General features: G+C 57.4%; 19 protein-coding genes. 10 read left to right on the top strand and 9 right to left on the bottom strand.

Features of this window, described 5'->3' with window-relative positions; translation table 11 throughout:
* Window positions 1-108: 108 nt before the first annotated feature.
* Both modF and modE read right to left on the bottom strand, forming a co-directional pair.
* Complete coding sequence (gene modF, locus BTJ39_RS16130; protein ID WP_078003812.1) at window positions 109-1,584, bottom strand: molybdate ABC transporter ATP-binding protein ModF; 1,476 nt, start codon at window positions 1,582-1,584, stop codon at window positions 109-111.
* Between the two features lie 76 nt (window positions 1,585-1,660).
* Window positions 1,661-2,443, bottom strand: coding sequence for a molybdenum-dependent transcriptional regulator (modE, locus tag BTJ39_RS16125; protein ID WP_078003719.1), 783 nt, complete (start codon window positions 2,441-2,443; stop codon window positions 1,661-1,663).
* A gap of 135 nt (window positions 2,444-2,578) precedes the next feature.
* Here modE and BTJ39_RS16120 point away from each other — a divergent pair, with 135 nt between their 5' ends.
* From BTJ39_RS16120 to modC, 4 genes are all read left to right on the top strand, one after another.
* Complete coding sequence (locus BTJ39_RS16120) at window positions 2,579-2,734, top strand: AcrZ family multidrug efflux pump-associated protein (RefSeq protein WP_078003718.1); 156 nt, start codon at window positions 2,579-2,581, stop codon at window positions 2,732-2,734.
* Between the two features lie 145 nt (window positions 2,735-2,879).
* A complete protein-coding gene (gene modA, locus BTJ39_RS16115) occupies window positions 2,880-3,653 on the top strand; it encodes a molybdate ABC transporter substrate-binding protein (RefSeq protein WP_078003717.1) in 774 nt (257 codons plus the stop codon).
* Window positions 3,650-4,345: a molybdate ABC transporter permease subunit gene (gene modB, locus BTJ39_RS16110; protein ID WP_078003716.1), complete on the top strand. Its 696-nt coding sequence runs from the start codon at window positions 3,650-3,652 to the stop codon at window positions 4,343-4,345. The genes modA and modB overlap by 4 nt, the downstream gene beginning before the upstream one ends.
* Window positions 4,345-5,403 (top strand): molybdenum ABC transporter ATP-binding protein ModC, encoded by a 1,059-nt coding sequence (gene modC, locus BTJ39_RS16105; protein ID WP_078003715.1) that lies wholly within the window; start codon window positions 4,345-4,347, stop codon window positions 5,401-5,403. Before modB ends, modC begins: the two co-directional genes overlap by 1 nt.
* A 535-nt stretch (window positions 5,404-5,938) precedes the next feature.
* On the opposite strand, the gene BTJ39_RS24895 is transcribed toward modC, so the two are convergent.
* Window positions 5,939-6,097: a hypothetical protein gene (locus BTJ39_RS24895; protein WP_176110341.1), complete on the bottom strand. Its 159-nt coding sequence runs from the start codon at window positions 6,095-6,097 to the stop codon at window positions 5,939-5,941.
* 35 nt (window positions 6,098-6,132) lie between these two features.
* Window positions 6,133-6,951 carry a pyridoxal phosphatase gene (locus BTJ39_RS16095; protein WP_078003713.1) on the bottom strand — a complete coding sequence of 273 codons (819 nt, stop codon included), beginning with the start codon at window positions 6,949-6,951 and terminating at the stop codon, window positions 6,133-6,135.
* A gap of 155 nt (window positions 6,952-7,106) precedes the next feature.
* On the opposite strand from BTJ39_RS16095, the gene pgl reads away from it, so the two are divergent.
* Both pgl and BTJ39_RS16085 read left to right on the top strand, forming a co-directional pair.
* Entirely contained in the window at window positions 7,107-8,105 is a 999-nt protein-coding gene (gene pgl / locus BTJ39_RS16090; RefSeq protein WP_078003712.1) for a 6-phosphogluconolactonase, read from the top strand.
* A gap of 110 nt (window positions 8,106-8,215) precedes the next feature.
* Window positions 8,216-9,259 (top strand): helix-turn-helix domain-containing protein, encoded by a 1,044-nt coding sequence (locus tag BTJ39_RS16085; RefSeq protein ID WP_078003711.1) that lies wholly within the window; start codon window positions 8,216-8,218, stop codon window positions 9,257-9,259.
* On the opposite strand, the gene BTJ39_RS16080 is transcribed toward BTJ39_RS16085, so the two are convergent.
* The 4 genes from BTJ39_RS16080 to bioA form a co-directional block, all read right to left on the bottom strand.
* Entirely contained in the window at window positions 9,198-10,259 is a 1,062-nt protein-coding gene (locus tag BTJ39_RS16080; protein ID WP_078003710.1) for an alpha/beta hydrolase family protein, read from the bottom strand. The two genes, BTJ39_RS16085 and BTJ39_RS16080, sit on opposite strands and share 62 nt — an antisense overlap.
* Window positions 10,260-10,433: 174 nt before the next feature.
* On the bottom strand, window positions 10,434-10,910 hold the full coding sequence (locus BTJ39_RS16075; RefSeq protein WP_078003709.1) for a kinase inhibitor: 477 nt from the start codon (window positions 10,908-10,910) through the stop codon (window positions 10,434-10,436).
* A 72-nt stretch (window positions 10,911-10,982) separates the two neighbouring features.
* Entirely contained in the window at window positions 10,983-12,026 is a 1,044-nt protein-coding gene (locus BTJ39_RS16070) for an NADP-dependent oxidoreductase (protein ID WP_078003708.1), read from the bottom strand.
* A gap of 42 nt (window positions 12,027-12,068) precedes the next feature.
* Window positions 12,069-13,388, bottom strand: a complete 1,320-nt coding sequence (bioA, locus tag BTJ39_RS16065; RefSeq protein WP_078003811.1) for an adenosylmethionine--8-amino-7-oxononanoate transaminase — start codon at window positions 13,386-13,388, stop codon at window positions 12,069-12,071.
* An 83-nt stretch (window positions 13,389-13,471) separates the two neighbouring features.
* Between bioA and bioB the strand changes: the two genes are divergently transcribed.
* Genes bioB through bioD form a run of 4 tightly spaced genes read left to right on the top strand, consistent with a single transcriptional unit; the run spans window position 13,472 to window position 17,060 of the window.
* A complete protein-coding gene (gene bioB, locus BTJ39_RS16060) occupies window positions 13,472-14,503 on the top strand; it encodes a biotin synthase BioB (protein ID WP_078003707.1) in 1,032 nt (343 codons plus the stop codon).
* Complete coding sequence (gene bioF / locus BTJ39_RS16055; RefSeq protein ID WP_078003706.1) at window positions 14,503-15,657, top strand: 8-amino-7-oxononanoate synthase; 1,155 nt, start codon at window positions 14,503-14,505, stop codon at window positions 15,655-15,657. The genes bioB and bioF overlap by 1 nt, the downstream gene beginning before the upstream one ends.
* A complete protein-coding gene (bioC, locus tag BTJ39_RS16050; RefSeq protein ID WP_078003705.1) occupies window positions 15,641-16,396 on the top strand; it encodes a malonyl-ACP O-methyltransferase BioC in 756 nt (251 codons plus the stop codon). Before bioF ends, bioC begins: the two co-directional genes overlap by 17 nt.
* A complete protein-coding gene (bioD, locus tag BTJ39_RS16045) occupies window positions 16,386-17,060 on the top strand; it encodes a dethiobiotin synthase (RefSeq protein ID WP_078003704.1) in 675 nt (224 codons plus the stop codon). Before bioC ends, bioD begins: the two co-directional genes overlap by 11 nt.
* Before the next feature lies 1 nt (window position 17,061).
* Here the strand turns inward: bioD and BTJ39_RS16040 are convergent, their stop codons facing one another.
* Window positions 17,062-17,772 carry an ATP-binding cassette domain-containing protein gene (locus tag BTJ39_RS16040; protein ID WP_078003703.1) on the bottom strand — a complete coding sequence of 237 codons (711 nt, stop codon included), beginning with the start codon at window positions 17,770-17,772 and terminating at the stop codon, window positions 17,062-17,064.
* Window positions 17,773-18,534: the final 762 nt, after the last annotated feature.

Here is an 18,534-nt window from a genome sequence, read left to right as displayed (position 1 = left end):
ATACGAGGTTAAGCAGCGAAAGCAGACAAACAGGCTGATAATTTGAAAGCGGTTACACGAAGTCTTTTTTTTTATTAACGGGGCGCGACGTTGCCGCGCCCGTGCCGATCAGCGGATAATCTTTTCTAACTGATAATGATAAATCTCGCCCGCCGGAATAAAGCTCAGGCGATCGGTGATGCAGTCAGGCGCATCTTCGGCATGATGCGAAACGAATAGCAGCTGAGTACGTCCTTCGCCAATCAGAATATCGACAAACCGGCGCACCAGCTGGCGATTGATCGGATCAAGACCTTGCAGAGGCTCATCAAGGATCAGCAGCGTGGGGTGCTTCACCAGTGCCCGTGCGATAAGTACCAGCCGCTGCTGACCCCAGGAAAGGCTCTGGAAGGGGGCATCGGCGCTGGCAGCATCAAAACCCAGCAGGGAAAGCCAACGTTGCGCCAGCATTTTTTGCCGGTCTGAAACCGCCTGATAGATGCCGATTGAGTCGAAGTAGCCGGAGATTATCACGTTACGCACGCTGGTGCTGACGCGATACTCCAGATGCAAACTGCTGCTGACGTAGCCAATATGCTGCTTAATGTCCCAGATGGTTTCGCCGCTGCCGCGCCGCCGACCAAACAGCGTCAGATCGTTACTGTAGCCCTGCGGATGGTCGCCGGTCACCAGGCTTAGCAGCGTCGATTTCCCGGCGCCGTTAGGACCGACAATTTGCCAGTGCTCGCCAGGTTTAACCTCCCAGTCTATGCCGTGCAGAATGCGCTTATCGTTCCATGACACGATGCCCTGCTTCAGCACCACCGGCGAGGTGCCGGCAGCCAGCTGCGGCAGCGCATCGGGTTCGTCGGCCTCCGGCAGCGCGATTCCCGCCAGTTTTTCACTGTGGGCCAGCTGCGCGACCAGCGCTTCCGCCAGAATCGCCTGACGTTCACCGGTATGGGTGAGGGTGCATTCCGCCAGCACGCCGACGTGCTGAGTAAAGTCAGGGATATCATCAAAGCGGTTGAGCACCATGACCAGGGTATAGCCCTGCTGGTGCAGCTCGCCAAGCAGCGTTGCCAGGCTGGCGCGGGAGGCGACATCCAGACCGTCAAAAGGCTCATCAAGAATTAACAGGTCTGGCTGCGCCATTAGCGCACGGCATAGCAGCGTCTTACGCGTTTCGCCGGTCGAAAGGTATTTAAAGCGGCGTTCAAGTAAGTAGCCGATGTCGAACTGTTCGGCGAGTCGGGCGCAGCGTTGTGCATCCTGAACGTCTTCCTGAATAATCTGCGCGGCGGTGCGTCCGGTGTCATCCTCATCGGCGCTGAGCAGGTCGGTATTGTTGCGCTGCCACTCATCGCTGACCAGCTTTTGCAGTTGCTCAAAAGAGATGCGGGCAGGGTGATGAAAACGGCTGTTAACCGTACCGGTGAGCGGCGCAAGCTCACCGGACAGGGCGCGGGCCAGCGATGATTTTCCGCTGCCGTTGGCGCCGACGAAAGCCCAGCTTTCACCAGCATTAATCTGCAGATTTTGCAGGTTGAGTACGCGAGTGTCGCTAAGACGAAACGTGCCTTGCGAAATTTGCAACGATGACATAGTGCATTCCATTTTTTGCATTTGTCGTTCCATAACTAAGCCTGATGGCGCGCAAAGTCAAATGCCGAGGTACGGATCAGAGCAGCGTGGCGATAATTGCCTGGTCAGCATTAAAATGTGCTGTTACTTCGTCGCCCGGCTGCAGATTTTTCTGCTGCAGCCGTTGGCGATCCAGCGTCGCGCACAGCTGCTGACCGTCCGGTAAATCAACCAGCACCTCGCTGTGGCTTGCGCTGTGTTCAATACTCTGTATGCGGCCTTTAAGGTTGTTTTCCGCCGTACTGTCTCCGGTTTCCAATGCGATCCACGGCGCCTTAATCAATACCAGAACCTGCTTGCCGTTCTCCAGTTGCAGCCGTCTGGCGCTGGTTTCGGTCACCGCAATATTCAGCCGGGTGACGCCATCGGCCAGCAGAACCTGAATATGCTGACGCACATGCTGCTCATCGCGTCCGGTGACGGTACCGGACAGCTGGTTGCGCGCGCTGGTCTGCAATGAGATGCGTGCGATGGCGCCCAGCAAGCTGTCCAGCGGAACCCGATCGTCTTGCAGCACATCAAAGGCTTTTTGCTGAATTTGTTCCAGCAGGTCAAACAGCTGGATCAGGCGCTCGCCGTAGGCCGTCAAGGCGGCGCCGCCGCCGCCTTTGCCACCGGTTGCCCGGTCAACCAGCGGCCAGTCGGCCAGCTGGTTCATATCGTTAACCGCATCCCAGGCGCTTTTATAGCTAATGGCAGCCAGCTTAGCCCCCTGACTAATGGAGCCGGTGGCTTTAATCTGGCGCAGCAGTTCGATGCGCCGCGAATCGGCAAATAAGCGCTGTTGCATTTTAATGATCAGGGAGAGTTCGCTCTGCATGTCGCCTCCGGTAAAATAATCATTTTAGGCCGGACGAGCGGGCTTTGTCAGCAAAGGTAAAACGCACGAAAGGCGAGTGCATTTTTTAACTGAATGGATACAATGTTTTTTTGAGCGAATTTCAGTGGGGATTAGATGCTGGAACTGATTAAAAGCCTGCTGGTTGCCATTCTGATGGTGCCGGTGGTAATGGCTATCATACTGGGCCTGATTTACGGCCTCGGTGAATTTTTTAACATTATCTCTAAATTTGGTCATGCTAAAGACCGCCCGGCCAACGAGCGCCGTTAATCCCTTTTCCTGCTAAACCCGACGTCCGGTCGGGTTTGTTATTTGATCCTCCTCAATTTTATTCTCCTGTTGCCGATAAACGCCATGACAGGAATTGTTGCTGCGTTATATGATTTGTTACATAGCGCAATAACAGGAGAATGAAATGAAATCCACTTGGGGTAGCTGGGCCGCCGGTGCGGCGTTGAGCATCACGCTGGTCGGTAATGTCGCTGCGGCAGAAAATATTACGGTATTCGCCGCCGCATCCTTAACCAATGCATTACAGGATATTGCCCATCAGTACGAGCAAGGCAAGCCGGTAAAAATTGTCTCTTCTTTCGCTTCGTCCTCGACGCTGGCCCGCCAGATAGAGCAGGGCGCACCCGCCGATCTGTTTATTTCTGCTGACCAGCAGTGGATGGATTATGCCGTAGAGAAAAAGAGCATTGATACCGGCAGCCGCTATACTCTGCTGGGCAACGACCTGGTGCTGGTCGCGCCGAAGGCGGAAAAAGCCCAGGCGGTTACTATCAATAAGCAAACCAACTGGAAAAGCCTGCTAAAAGGTCAGCGACTGGCGGTTGGCGATCCCGATCACGTGCCGGCCGGCCTCTATGCAAAAGAAGCGCTGCAAAACCTTGGCGCCTGGGAGACGGTAGCGCCAATGCTGGCCCCCGGAAACAGCGTGCGTGCGGCTCTGGCTTTAGTTGAGCGTAACGAAGTGCCTTACGGTATTGTCTATGGCTCCGATGCGGTCGCCAGCGATAAGGTGGCGGTGGTGGGCAGTTTCCCTGAATCAAGCCATAAGCCGGTTGAGTATCCGATGGCTATCGTCAAAGATCACGATAAGGCCGATGTGCAGGCATTTTATAACTATCTGAAGGGACCGGAAGCTGCGGCCATCTTCAAAAAATATGGATTTACCCCGCGTAAATGATCCTAAGTGAACCCGAATGGCAGGCGCTGACCCTGAGTTTAAAAGTTTCTACCGTGGCGGTTGTTTGCAGCCTGCCTTTTGGGATCCTGATGGCCTGGATACTGGCGCGCTGCCGGTTTACTGGCAAAGCGCTGCTTGATAGCTTAATTCATCTGCCACTGGTGCTGCCGCCGGTGGTGGTTGGCTATCTGCTGCTGCTTGGCTTTGGCCGTCGCGGCCTGATAGGCCAGTATCTGTATGACTGGTTTGGTTTTACCTTCGCCTTCAGCTGGCGCGGTGCGGCGCTGGCCTCGGCGGTGATTGCTTTTCCGCTGATGGTCAGAGCTATCCGCCTGGCGCTTGAGGGGGTCGATACCCGTCTGGAGCAGGCTGCCCGCACTCTGGGCGCCGGACGCTGGCGGGTTTTTTTCACCATCACCTTGCCGTTAACGCTGCCTGGTGTGATCGTCGGCACCGTGCTGGCTTTTGCCCGCTCGCTGGGTGAGTTCGGCGCCACTATTACCTTTGTTTCCAATATTCCCGGTGAGACGCGTACGCTTCCCTCAGCGATGTATACCCTCATTGAAACGCCGGGCGCGGAAGGGGCTGCTGCGCGCTTATGCGTAATCGCCATCGTGCTGGCGCTCAGTTCGTTGCTGATCTCCGAATGGCTTAGCCGCTGGGGACGCAAAAAGTTGGGAGAAGCGGTCTGATGCTGGAGTTAGCGTTTACCCAGCGTCTTGGCGAGCATATTCTGACGCTGGATCTGAAGCTGCCCGCCCGCGGAATTACCGCCGTTTTCGGCGTTTCCGGCGCGGGAAAAACCTCACTGATTAATGCCATTGCCGGGCTGACAACGCCGCAAAGCGGCAGGGTTGCGCTCAACGATCGGGTGCTGTACGACAGCGAGCAAAAGATTAATTTGCCGCCGGAAAAGCGGCGCGTTGGCTATGTTTTTCAGGACGCGCGCCTGTTTCCTCATTATCGGGTGCGTGGCAACTTGCTGTATGGCAGCAATAAGCGTCAGCGCAATCAGTTCGATGCGTTGGTTGCCCTGTTGGGGATCGCTCCGCTGCTTGATCGCTATCCGCACTCCCTGTCCGGCGGTGAGAAGCAGCGGGTAGCAATTGGCCGCGCGCTGCTGTCGGCGCCGGAAATTCTACTGATGGATGAATCGCTGGCGTCGCTTGATTTGCCGCGTAAGCGCGAACTGCTTCCCTGGCTGCAGCGTCTGGCGCGGCAGGTAGATATCCCGCTGCTTTACGTCAGCCATAGCCTGGATGAGATCCTGCAGTTGGCCGATAATGTGCTGGTGCTGGACAAAGGCGAGGTGAAAGCGTTTGGCCCGCTGGAAAAGGTCTGGAGCAGCAGCGCGATGCGGCCGTGGCTGCCGCAAGCCGAACAGAGCAGCGTGCTGCGGGTACAGGTGCTGGAGCAGCACCCCGATTATGCTATGACGGCGCTATCGCTGGGCGATCAGCATATCTGGGTAAGCCGTATCGATTTGCCAGCGCGCACGCCACTGCGTATTCGTATTCAGGCGACTGACGTGACTCTCAGCCTGCAGCCGCCGCACAACAGCTCGGTTCGCAACGTTATTCCCGCCCAGGTTGAAGAGCTGCTTGATATTGACGATCAGGTTGAAGTTAAGCTGCGTATCGGACAAAGCGAACTGTGGGCGCGCATTACCCCATGGGCGCGGGATGAACTGATGATCAAGCCCAAAATGTGGCTGTTTGCCCAGGTCAAAGGCGTCTCGGTCAGCCACTAATTCGCTGTAAATCCGCAACCCAACTAAGATGGGTAAGTCAGCCTGCACCCGGCTGGCTGGCAAACGGCATCCCTCATTGCTGCAAGCCCGGAGCACAGGTCACAGAAGGCCCGGCTGCTTTCCGCACCGGCACAAGCACATCCGTGTGGCCTGGCGCACGGCCATCCCTGGCCGCGAGTCTGCTGAAATCAGCCGGGCATTCTCCTCCCCCGTAAACATCCTCATCGCTTTAAGTAAAAAAACCATGTCTGCGCCGGGCTGGATGCCCGCAACCTGGTTTTGCTTTTTAATAAAAAACGAATGCCATTTTCAGCAAACCTGCGCCCAACGCCGTTATCGATTAAAACGGATGCCGTTTTAGCAACCCTGCGCCAACAGGCTTTTCTGCGCCGAGCGAATGAAGCCCGCCAGGGTGAGCCGCAGGGAAGCGGCGAAAGTAAGCGCTGCGTCGGGAACGCATCGCGAACGGCCCGTACGGCGGGCTACATGCGTGAGGGAAGGGCGCAGCCACGCAGAAACTGCCGGAAGTCCGGGGTCAAGGGGCCATGACGTTTGATGGCCCCTTGCCGGTCGCCCGCAGCGGCGGGCAACGATGGCCCTGGCCGTACAGGCGAACGGAACAACCCACCATGGGTGAAATAAACAGCTCACCGTACAGGCGAACGGAACACCCCACCATCGGTGAAATAAACACCCATCGCGCCGGCGAATGCAACAACCCTTTACCGACTACAACACTTCCTGATAAATGATTTCGGCAATAGACGGTTCCTGATTGCTGCCGATAGTCCGTGCAACCCGTTCTTTAATCGTCTCATCGGCATTACCCATGGCGATGCCGAGGCCCGCCTGCTCAAGCATGCTGAGATCGTTATAGTTATCGCCGAAAGCGATAACGTCATCCATCGTCAACCCTTGAGAAGCGACCCACTGCGCCAATCGTTTACCTTTGCTGTTGCCAGCACGAGTGATATCCACCTGATCGTGCCATGACCATTCGCAGGACAGGCCCATTTCGTGTTCGACCACGTCGGCAAAATGCTGCAGAGCGCGGGTATCAGGATGTGACAGGGCGAACTTCCAGATAGCATTCGCCTCTCGGGCCGCCTGGCTCAGCGAAGGCACGCGCACAAACAGCGGGCGCTGATGCTCCGGCAGCGACTGGGCCCAGTTTTGAGTACGAATAACGTGGCCGGTTGGTTCCTGATAAATCATGGCATCATCGACATACAGCAGCCCATGGATGCGATGTTCGTCCAGCAGCCGGATAACCTGGTGAGCCTGCTCTACGGGCAGCGGATCGGCTGTCAGCACTTTTTTTGCCTGATAATCATACAAATAAGTGCCGTTACAGCAAATTGCGGGTGTATCAAGCTGCAGCGCCTGATAAAAAGGGTGTATAGCGCAATGATGGCGCCCGGTGACGATTAAAACCTGTACTCCGGCGGCGCGAGCTTTGGCCAGCGCCTCAATGGACTCTGGTAATATGGTTTTTTCCGGCGTCAGCAGGGTGCCGTCAAGGTCGAGTGCAATAACGCGATAGCGCATAAAAAATTCCCAAAGGCGTTGGCAAAAGCCTGAGTTTACACGGCACTGATAGTCTGACCAACAGGTCATCGCCAGAAAAGTGAGCCTCTGGCGTGGAAATCCTGTCATGATTAGTCATCGCCATATTTACCGATATCACGGAAAAAGGAGCCTTCATGAAACAAGTTGTCTACACCGCCAGCCCGGAAAGCCACCAAATCCACGTCTGGCAGATGGATAGTGCAGGCGCGTTGAAGCTGCTACAGGTGGTTGAAGCGCCGGGGCAGGTACAGCCGATGGTGGTGAATCCCAACGGCGGCTGGCTGCACGTTGGCGTGCGGCCGGATTTTCGCGTGGTGACCTACGCCATTGATAAAGAGGGTAAGCTGACTCATGAGGCGGAAGCGCCGCTGCCGGGCAGCCCGACCCACATATCAACCGATCGTCAGGGGCGTTTCCTGTTCTGCGGTTCATATAATGACGCCTGCGTTAGCGTCAGCCCGATGGATAAGCGCGGGGTGCCGCAGGCGCCTTCGCAGGTTATCGGTGAATTAGCGGGTTGCCACTCGGCTAATATCGATCTGAATAACCAGATGCTGTTGGTGCCGGTGCTCAAGCAGGACCGTATATGCCTGTTCACGCTGAGTGACGGCGGCGAGCTTACGCCCGCAGCGCAGCAGCAGGTGGAAACGGTAGAGGGCGCCGGGCCGCGGCACATGGCTTTCCATCCCGATGGCCAGTACGCCTATTGCATCAACGAGCTGGACAGCACTGTTGACGTCTGGAATCTCAATAACGTTCACGGTAAGGTTGAGCGGGTGCAAAGCCTGGATATGATGCCTGCCGGCTTCAGCGATACGCGCTGGGCAGCCGATATCCATCTGACGCCCGACGGTCGCTTTCTGTACAGCTGTGACCGTACCGCCAGCACGATTGCCATTTTTAGCGTCAGCGAGGACGGCGGGTTGCTGACGCTGGAAGGCCATCAGCCAACTGAAACGCAGCCGCGTGGTTTTAATATCGATAACAGCGGCAAGTTCGTGGTTGCTGCCGGACAGAAATCAGACCATATCGAGGTGTACGGCATTGAGCCAACGCGCGGCCTGCTGCAACCGCTGGCGCGCTACGCCGTCGGCAAAGGGCCGATGTGGGTGGTTATCCACGCGTTGAAATAGTCGCGCGTTGCCCGGGGATGCGCTGGCATTCCCGGGACGATTATTCGGCGCTTTTTTTTCAGCATTATGTAACAATCAGCTAACCTTTTTTCTCGCTGACAGCCTTCCTCATGCCATCCGTGCCGCTGCCGTTTATCACACTGTTTATCCTGCTGCTTTTATTGTTCACCGTTTACCATCAGCACCGATGGGAATACCGCCGCGCGCTCTGTTTTATCGCCGCCTGCGCGCTGCTGCTTTTCGTCAACGCCCTGCGCTGGGGAGGCGGGATCGACAGCCTGCATGGTTTTCAGTCTGCGCTGGCCACCTTGCTGCCGCCGCTGGCGTGGCGCTGTTTTGCCACGCTGAGCGTGCAAACAAAAATGCCGCGTTTACTGGCCAGCGCGATACCCGCCTGCTCAGCTATCGTCGTACAGCTGTGCTGGCCGCCAGCAACCGACGCTGTGCTGTTTATACTTTACGCGGGCTATGGCGTTAGTTTGATGCTCGCCGCCCGTCAGGGGGCGGATGCGCAGATTTTTACCCGCATCAGCGAGGCGCCGACAGCGCTGCGAATGCGCATTGCTGCCGGTATTTTCCTCTGCTTTTCCGGGCTGAGCGACCTGATCCTCAGCCTGGACTTTAGTTTTTATCACGGCCAGCAGGCCCCGCAGCTGGTGGCCATGTTGCAGCTTGTGTTGTTGCCTTTCCTTTGCCTGGCGATTATCTCGGCCGGTAAAACGCGACCGCCGCTGGTACAGCCCGGCGCGCCGCAGGCGGAACGCGCTCTGGCGGCTGGCGATAGTGATGACGCTTCAGAGGAGGCGCTGGGCGCACTCTGCGTACATATTGAAGCGTTGATCCGTGAGCGCCAGCTATTCCTGAATGGCGACCTCACGCTGGATCTGCTGGCGCGTAAAGCGGGCGTACCCGCGCGTAATATTTCCAGGGCGGTAAATAGTACGCGCGGTTGTAACGTTTCTCAGTGGATCAACGGGTTCAGAGTTGAAAAAGCCCAGCAATTGCTGCGTACCACCGGACTGCCGGTTAGCGAAGTTATGTTAGCGGCGGGCTTCAGCACCAAGTCAAACTTTAACCGTGAATTTTTACGCATCAGCGGGATGGCGCCGGGCGAGTATCGCCGGACTGCCAGTGATAGTTCAGCGCCTTGCTAAGAAAACGGCTGATTTGCCCGATGAGCCGCTGGTGGATCTCCGCTCTACTGCTATGGTCGCCATCAAGGCAGATAATACCTTCTCCCGGTGCATTCTGGTTGATTATGGCTTCAGCGCCGGGTTTGCAGCTCTGCATAAAGCTGAAGTGGGTTGCGCCCGCTACGCTGACAAACTGAACGCGCTGCCGGGGGAGTGCGGCGGCTAGATATTCCGACTCCAGCTGGGCGGAAACCTCAGGGCTGTCGGCCTGGGCGGCCATGACCAGCACCGGTTTATCAATGGCTGCCAGACTGGCTGGCGTAAAGCCTCTTGCCAGACCGAGATCGAGAGAGACCACCGCCTTAACCCGCTGATCCTCATTGCTGACGTTTAACTTTGCATAATTGTGTTGATTGCTTACGCCAAGCTTTGCTGACAGCTTGCAGCCCGCCAGATTTGGGTGTTGCCGGCAGTCGGTTTTGAAACGAGCAGCATCAAACCGCGCGCCAGCGAGTTCCATCACCGTCCAGCCTCCCAGCGAATGACCGATCGCGGCAATACGGCTTTCATCTACCCGGCCGCCTGCGTTGGGATGGGCTATCAGATAGTTAATCACTTTTTTCACATCGACAGGCCTCAGCCACAGCTGCTGCGCATCGGCGGGATTCTGGTTGAAGGTGGTCGTGCCGGGGTGATCGACGACGGCAACAATATAGCCTTGCTCCGCCAGCGCGGCGGCCAGCCAGACAGCGTTACGCCAGCTGCCATTGTAGCCATGAGAAATGGCGACCAGTGGATGGATGCCAGCGCTAGGCGGGGCATCACGCATCGCCGCTACGCCGCTAAAAACCTTATTATCACCCACCTTTTCCGCCTTGCCGCCGTCGGCTGCCGGATACCAGACTGCCACGTTCAGCGCCCGGTAATTTGCCGTATTCATGGTGAGCTGATGAAAACCGATGCTGGCAAAAGTTTGCAGGCTCAGCAGCAGGCCAGCGCACAGTGCGACTAATCGAAACATAATGATAAAACCCTCAGCGTTGATTAAACAGCCTGTTTTATATCAACAAAAAACGGTCGCTGGCGTCCTGAAACGCGATCGAGGTCCGGTGCCGTAAAATAATTTAGCGAAAAAAGCAGGGGATAATGAGGGCAGGGCGCCAGCCGCTAATAAGACTGACGCCGGTAACATTTACTAGCTGTAGACAGCGGTGATAGACGCGCTGTCAAGCTTATGGAAGTGAACATTGAAGCCCAGCAGCGCGCCGCTGGATTGTTGATCAACCTCGAGATGGTCGACGTCGAGTGCATAAACGGTAAATACGTAGCGGTGGCTTTCGCCTTTTGGCGGCGCCGCGCCGCCGTAGCCGCTACTGCCGAAATCGGTGCGGGTTTGTACGCTGCCGGTTGGGAGATCGGCGGTGCCGGAACCGGCGCCCTGCGGCAGTACCCGCGTATCTGCCGGCAGATTCGCTACGCCCCAGTGCCACCAGCCGGAACCGGTCGGCGCGTCGGGGTCGAAACAAGTTATAACGAAACTTTTGGTGCCGGCTGGAACCTCATCCCAGGCCAGATGGGGAGACAGGTTATCTCCCTGATAGCCCATGCCGTTAAAGACATGGCGCTCCGGCATCTTGTCGCCGTCGTTGAAATTGTGGCTGTAGAGCTTCATAGCTTCTCCCTTCAAGGATAAATAAAGTCGAAAGGTTAATTCATCCGAACGCCGCCGGACTTCGCTGCCGACTCAGGGCTGATCCGGTGCAACCCGAACCACAACCTTACCAAAGTTACGCCCCTCTAACATCCCGGCGAAAATTTCCGGCGCGTTATCCAAACCGTCATAGATATCTTCGCGCAGTACGATGCGTTTTTCCGTTACCCACTGGCCCATCTGACGGACAAATTCATCAAAGCGGTGCGGATAGTCCTGAGTAATGATAAAGCCCTGCACCCGCAGCCGTTTGCGCAATATCGCCCCCTGCAGCTGCGGCAGTCGGTCCGGTAAGGTTGACGGCGCGCTGGCGTTATAGTCGGCTATCAGGCCGCAAAGCGGAATACGGCCGCGTGGATTCATCAGCGGCAGCACCACGTCGAACACCTTACCGCCGACGTTTTCAAAATAGACGTCGATCCCGTCCGGGCAGTAGCTGCGTAGCTGCTCAGCCAGCGACGGATCGCGGTGGTCGAGGCAGCGATCGAAGCCCAGCATCTGCTCGGCAAAACGACATTTCTCTGCGCCGCCAGCAATGCCAATCACGTGGCAGCCTTTAAGGCGGGCAATTTGCCCGACAACCGATCCCACCGCGCCGGTTGCGGCGGCCACCACGACCGTTTCCCCCGCCTGCGGCTGACCGATATCCAGCAGCCCCATATAGGCGGTGAAGCCGGTCATTCCCAGCAGGCTCAGCCCCCATGAAGGATGCTGGCGCGCGGCCTCAGGCAGACGCTGCAGGTCGCGCCCGTCGGACAGGGCAAAATCCTGCCAGCCGTTCTGGCTTACCACCCATTCTCCCTCCATGAAGTCGGCGTGGCGTGATTTTTCCACTCTGGCGATGGTGCCGGCGCCCATTACGGCGTCAATCGCGATCGGCGGCACGTACGAGGGGGCATCGCTCATGCGTCCGCGCATATAAGGATCGAGCGACAACCAGACGGTGCGCAGCAGGACCTGGCCTTCAGCGAGCTGCGGCAGATGTTGAGATTCAAGACGAAAGTTGGCTTCGGTCGGCGCGCCGTGCGGCCGGGAAGCCAGCACGATGCGGCGATTGGTATCGCGTTGCTGTGACATATTCTTTCCTCTGTTAGCAGTCATCCTGTAACTGTAGTGTATTCACGCAGCGCCTGTCGGAACGCATTGTGCAGCCAGAAACAGCGCGGCATCCTGTACCGCCGCTGCCACCGCCTGCGTCAGCCGGCTTAGCGCCTCAGAGGAAATAATATAGGGCGGCATCAGATATATTAATTTACCAAACGGGCGGATCCAGACGCCGCGCTCGACGAAGAAGCGCTGGAGTGCGGCCATATTAACCGGCAGGTGAGTTTCCACCACGCCAATCGCTCCCAGCACCCGTACGTCCGCCACCAGCGCTTCGGCGCGCAGCGGCATCAGCGCTTCACGTAGCTGCCGCTCAATGGCGGCGACTTGCGCCGGCCAGTGATTTTCCTGTAGCAGCGCCAGACTCTCGCAGGCCACCGCGCAGGCGAGAGGATTGGCCATAAAGGTCGGGCCGTGCATAAAGCAGCCTGCCTCGCCGTTGCTGATAGTCTCCGCAACCTGCCGGGTGGTGAGGGTGGCCGAGAGCGTCATGGTGCCGCCGGTCAATGCCTTGCCGAGACAGAGAATATCCGGGGTTACCTGCGCGTGCTCACAGGCAAATAGCTTGCCGGTGCGGCCAAAGCCGGTGGCGATTTCGTCGGCGATTAGCAGGATGCCGTACTGCTCGCAGGCGGCTTTAACCTGGCGCAGATATTCCGGATGATAGAAACGCATGCCGCCAGCACCCTGCACGATAGGTTCGAGGATCACCGCCGCGACCTGGTGATGATGCTGCTCCAGCAGACGGGCAAAGGGGGTGAAATCCTCCTGCTGCCAGGCATCATCAAAGCGGCATTGTGGCGCCGGGCTAAACAGATGCTGCGGTAAATAACCCTGCCACAGGCTATGCATTGAGTTTTGCGGATCGCATACCGACATGGCGGAGAAGGTATCGCCGTGATAGCCCCGCTTCAGCGTCAAAAAGCGCTGACGCTTCTCGCCCCTGGCCTGCCAGAACTGCAGGGCCATTTTCATCGCGACCTCAACGGCAACCGACCCGGAATCGGCGAGAAAAACACACTGCAGTGCGTCAGGCGTCATGGCGACCAGCTGGCGGCACAGCGCGATGGCCGAAGGATGGGTAATGCCGCCGAACATCACGTGGGACATCTGATTAATCTGCGCGCTCATTGCCTGGTTCAGGCGCGGATGATTATAGCCGTGAATTGCCGCCCACCATGACGACATGCCATCCACCAGCTGGCGACCATCCGCCAGCTGCAGCATCACCTGCCGGGCACTGACCACCGGATAGCAGGGCAGCGGGTTAGTCATTGAAGTGTAAGGATGCCAGATGTGCTGGCGGTCAAAGGCGAGGTCATCGGCAGATATCATAGTATTGTAAACCAATTAAAAAAGATTTAGTTTACAATTATAACCATACCTCATTAGCAAACGACAGAATTTTGGAGCGCCGCATGGCAAACCGTTGGACAGTGTCGCAGGCCCAGGCTTTATTTGAAAAACCTTTTCTCGAACTGCTGTTTGAAGCACAGCAGGTTCATCGTCAGCATTTTGACCCGCGCCAGGTTCAGGTCAGCACGCTGCTGTCGATCAAAACCGGTGCCTGCCCGGAGGACTGTAAGTATTGCCCGCAGAGCGCGCGTTATAAAACCGGGCTGGAGTCCGAAAGGCTGATGGAAGTGGAGGCGGTGCTGGAATCAGCGCGCAAAGCCAAAGCCGCCGGCTCCGGTCGCTTTTGCATGGGCGCGGCATGGAAAAACCCGCACGATCGCGATATGCCCTATCTTGAAGCGATGGTCAAAGGCGTCAAGGAGATGGGGCTTGAAACCTGTATGACGCTGGGAACGCTCAGCGATGAGCAGGCCCACAGGCTAGGTGATGCCGGGCTTGATTTTTACAATCATAATCTCGATACCTCGCCGGAATTTTACGGCAATATCATCACAACCCGCAGCTATCAGGAGCGGCTGGACACGCTGGGTAAAGTGCGTGATGCCGGAATTAAAGTCTGTTCCGGCGGTATTATCGGCCTTGGCGAAACGGTGCGCGATCGCGCCGGCTTGCTGGTTCAACTGGCCAACCTGCCGGTGCCGCCAGAGAGCGTGCCGGTTAACATGTTGGTGAAGGTTAAGGGAACGCCGCTGGCGGATAATGAAGACGTCGATCCCTTTGATTTTATTCGTGCCATCGCCGTGGCGCGCATTATGATGCCCAGCTCGCACGTGCGTCTCTCCGCCGGACGTGAACAGATGAACGAACAGACCCAGGCAATGTGCTTTATGGCCGGCGCCAATTCCATTTTTTACGGCTGTAAGCTGCTGACCACGCCTAACCCTGAAGAAGATAAAGACCTGCTGTTATTCCGCAAGCTGGGTCTGAATCCACAGCATAGCCAGACGCAGCATGGCGATAACGCCCAGCAGCAGGCGTTGGCTGAGCAGTTAGTTCACGCTGACACTGAACAGTTCTATAACGCGGCGCTGTAATGGGCTGGCAACAACGTATTACCGAGGCCTGCCAGCAGCGGCGGGCGGCGGGCCTGTGGCGCGAACGTCATCAGGTCAGCCAGCGCGGCGCCAGTCAGATCGCGATCGACGGCAAAAGCTATCTCAACTTTTCCAGCAACGACTACCTCGGACTGAGCCAGCACCCGCAGCTGCTAACGGCCTGGCAGCAGGGCATCGCGCGCTACGGCGCCGGCGCCGGCGCCTCAACTCATGTTACCGGCTATCACCATGTGCAGGCTGAGTTTGAGCAGCAGCTGGCGGACTGGCTTGGCTACCCCCGCGCGCTGCTGTTTATTTCGGGCTTTGCTGCTAACCAGGCGCTGGTTGCGGCGCTGATGGCGTCCGGCGATCGTATTCTTGCCGACCGTCTGATGCATGCGTCCTTGCTGGAAGCGGCCGCGCAAAGCCCGGCCAGCCTGCGGCGTTTCGCCCATAATCAGCCTCCGGCGCTGGCGCGCTTGCTGGCATCGCCCTGTAGCGGCGAAACGCTGGTGGTCAGTGAAGGGATCTTCAGTATGGACGGCGACTGTGCGCCGCTGGCGGATTTACAGCACCTGACCCGCCAGCATCAGGGATGGTTGCTGGTTGACGATGCCCATGGCATCGGCGTGTCAGGCGAAGGAGGACGCGGCAGCTGCTGGCAGCAACAGGTTCAGCCGGATTTACTGGTGGTCACTTTTGGTAAAGCCTTCGGCGTCAGCGGTGCGGCGGTGTTGTGCAGTGAGGCGCTGGCGCAATATCTGCTGCAGTTCTGTCGCCATCTGATATACAGCACAGCAATGCCGCCGGCGCAGATTTGTGCGCTACAGGCCGCGCTGTTGCTGGTACAACAAGGTGATGAATACCGTCAGCGCTTGCAGCATAACATCCGCTATTTCCGCCAGCGGGCGCTGACGCTGCCGGGCAGCTTAATGGACTCCGACAGTGCAATTCAGCCCTGGGTGGTCGGCGATGATGACAGGGCGTTGGCACTTGCCGCGGCGCTGCGTCAGCGTGGATGCTGGGTGGGCGCTATTCGTCCGCCAACGGTGCCCGCCGGTAGCGCCCGTTTGCGTATTACGCTCAGCGCAGCCCATGACGAGCGGCAAATAGACAGTTTGCTGGAGGCGCTTAGCGATGCAGCAGGTGGATAAGCTGGCGGTGGCGCAGGCGTTTGGCCGCGCGGCGCAAATGTATCAGCAGCATGATGCCTTGCAGCGACTGTGTGGCGAACGCCTGCTGGCGCTTGGCGCGCTTAATGCGCCCGGTCACTTGCTGGATGCCGGCTGTGGACCGGGCGGCTTTAGCCGTCATTTCAGCGCCAGGGGCTGGCAGGTGACCGCTCTCGATCTCTCGTCGGCGATGCTGGCTGAAGCCGAACGCCAGGCGTCGGCGTGGCGCTATGCCTGTGGCGATATCGAAGCCTTGCCTTTTGAAGCGGACAGCTTTGACCTGAGCTGGAGCAACCTGGCGGTGCAGTGGTGCGCTAATCTGCCTCAGGCGATTGGCGAACTGCTGCGCGTGACGCGTCCTGGCGGGCAGGTGTTGTTTTCCACGCTAGGTGCGGAGTCGCTGCAGGAAATGCGTCAGGCATGGCGTGGACTGGATGCGCGGGCGCCGGTCAATACATTTATGACCTTCAGTGAGATGCAAAGGCAGTTATCAGGCCTGCCGGTACGCTGGCGCCGTGAGGCGCTGACGCTGCATTTTAGCGATATTCGCCAGGTTTTGCAGTCGCTGAAGGGTATCGGCGCTACCCATTTACATCAGCTGCCGGATCGCCAGCCGCTTACCCGCAGCAAGCTGGCTATGCTGGCGCAAGACTGGCCGCGCGATGCGGCTGGCTTTGCGCTGACTTATGACATTATTCTGGGGGTTATTGATGGCGACTAAACGCTTTTTTGTCACCGGTACCGATACTGAAACCGGTAAAACAGTGGCCAGCTGCGCGCTGCTACAGGCGGCAACGCTGGCCGGATATAGCCCGGCAGGTTACAAGCCTGTCGCCTCTGGTTGTGAAATGACGGCGCAGGGATTGCGTAATGAAGATGCGCTGGCATTGCAGCGTAACAGCGCAGTTGCCGTGCCTTATGAACAGGTGAATCCGCTGGCGTTCGCTGAGGCAACCGCACCGCATATTGTCAGTGAAGAACTGCGACAGCCGATTACCTTCGCCGCGCTCTCCGCCGGATTGCAGCAGCTTGAACGGCAGTCTGACTGGGTGCTTACCGAAGGCGCTGGCGGTTGGTATACGCCACTGTCTGCATCCCATACCTTTGCCGACTGGGTCGCAGCGGAGCAATTGCCGGTGATTCTGGTGGTCGGCATCCGTCTGGGCTGTATCAATCATGCCATGCTGACCGCCGGCGCCATTCGCGCGCGCGGGCTGAGGCTGGCCGGCTGGATTGCCAACGACGTGGTTGTGCCGGGAAGGCGCCACGGCGAATATCTGCAGGCCTTACAGAGCTGGCTACCTGCGCCGCTACTGGGCGAATTACCGCATCTGTCGAATCCTTATCATCAGCGCGATCTGGGCGGCTTTCTCACCTTACCCTGACTCATAGCGCAAGCCAGGTACTGACCATGCTTTCATCCAACTGTGCCATGCGCCCCTGCGCCACGTTGCGCCCGCAGTGCAACAGCAGGAAATAATCGGCAACCCGGCGGATAAAGCTGATGCGCTGCTCCAGCAGCAAGATGGTCAGGCCGAAATCGCGATTAAGGCGATGGATCAGGTTACCCATTTCTTCCTCCAGCCAAGGCGACATGCCCTCGGTGGGTTCATCAAGAATAAGCAGCTGCGGCTGCAGCACCAGCGCGCGCGCCAGCGCTAACTGCTGCTGCAGCGCGGCTGGCAGCTCGCCGCTGCGCTGATGACGCAGCGCGAACAGCTGCGGAAACAGCTGATGGAGCATCGCTGGCATGATCCGCTGGCGATCGTCGCAGGCCAGCAGGGCAATCAGCAGATTCTCTTCCACCGTCATTTGCGTAAAGATCTGTCCTCCCTGCGGCAAATAACCGATACCCATTGCCGCCCGGGTTTCGCTGGGCTCAAGCAGCAGATTAGCGGGGGGCGAACCGGCCTGTTGCCATGTGATTGAACCGCTGTTAATCGGTAAACGCCCCATGATGCAGTTAACCAGCGTGGTTTTGCCCGTACCGGTACGCCCGACGATGGCGGTGCAGGTTCCCGGAATCAGATCGAGGTCGATATCCCACAGGGTATGATTTTTGCCATAAAACTGATTAATTGAACGCAAACTAAGCATGGCGCTTCCTCCGCAAAGATTAAACCTGATTGCGCACGCTCTGCGTCGTCTGGCAAACGGCAATTAACGCTGGCACCGGCGCGGCTGAAGCCTCGCCGGTGCTTTCCACGACCAAACCCACTTTCCCCACCATCGATAAAGCAATTAGCAGGCCAGATTATTTATCGGCGCGGCAAAGATAAGTAAAAGGGCCGTTGCCGCGCAGTAAATCGGCCGAAAGGTCAGAAAGAATTAATAATCAGATTGCTGAACTATATGGCTGCACATTTTTAGTGCCGCAGTAAAACGCGGCTGGTGCAGTTGCCATCGGGTGGGGCACCGCGGCGGCGGCTGCTGGATAATCTATCGCCAGCGCCAGCTGATGAATTGACTTTTAACCCATTTTCGCCGGGCTTTTTCACCCTGACCGCAGTGAAAAAAAAACAAAAAAATTTATTTAGTCGGCGTTGCGCAAGCAGAAGCAGGTTTATGCACATCAGATGCATCAGGCGCTGTCACCAGTTATCCACCATTCCTGTGGATAACCATGTGCATTAACGAGTGAAAACCTGCGGCAAGCGAGAGCGGACGCGGGTTTGGCTTGAGATGTTGCGAAAGCCGCCTTTATTTAATTAAATTTAATAATCAAATAGTTAAATAAAAGCAAGCCGGCAACGGAGTACGTATTATCTGACATCGCTGCGGCTTTTATCAGGCTTGACAATTGTTAAATCAGTTCGGCCGTTGGGGATAACCCTGAAAGCGATGAGCATACTGCTGTCA

This window comes from Izhakiella australiensis (genome assembly GCF_002006995.1).
Lineage (GTDB): Bacteria > Pseudomonadota > Gammaproteobacteria > Enterobacterales > Enterobacteriaceae > Izhakiella > Izhakiella australiensis.
The sequence above is the reverse complement of the archived record's forward strand: the minus strand, read 5'-3'. Positions and strand labels throughout refer to the sequence as shown.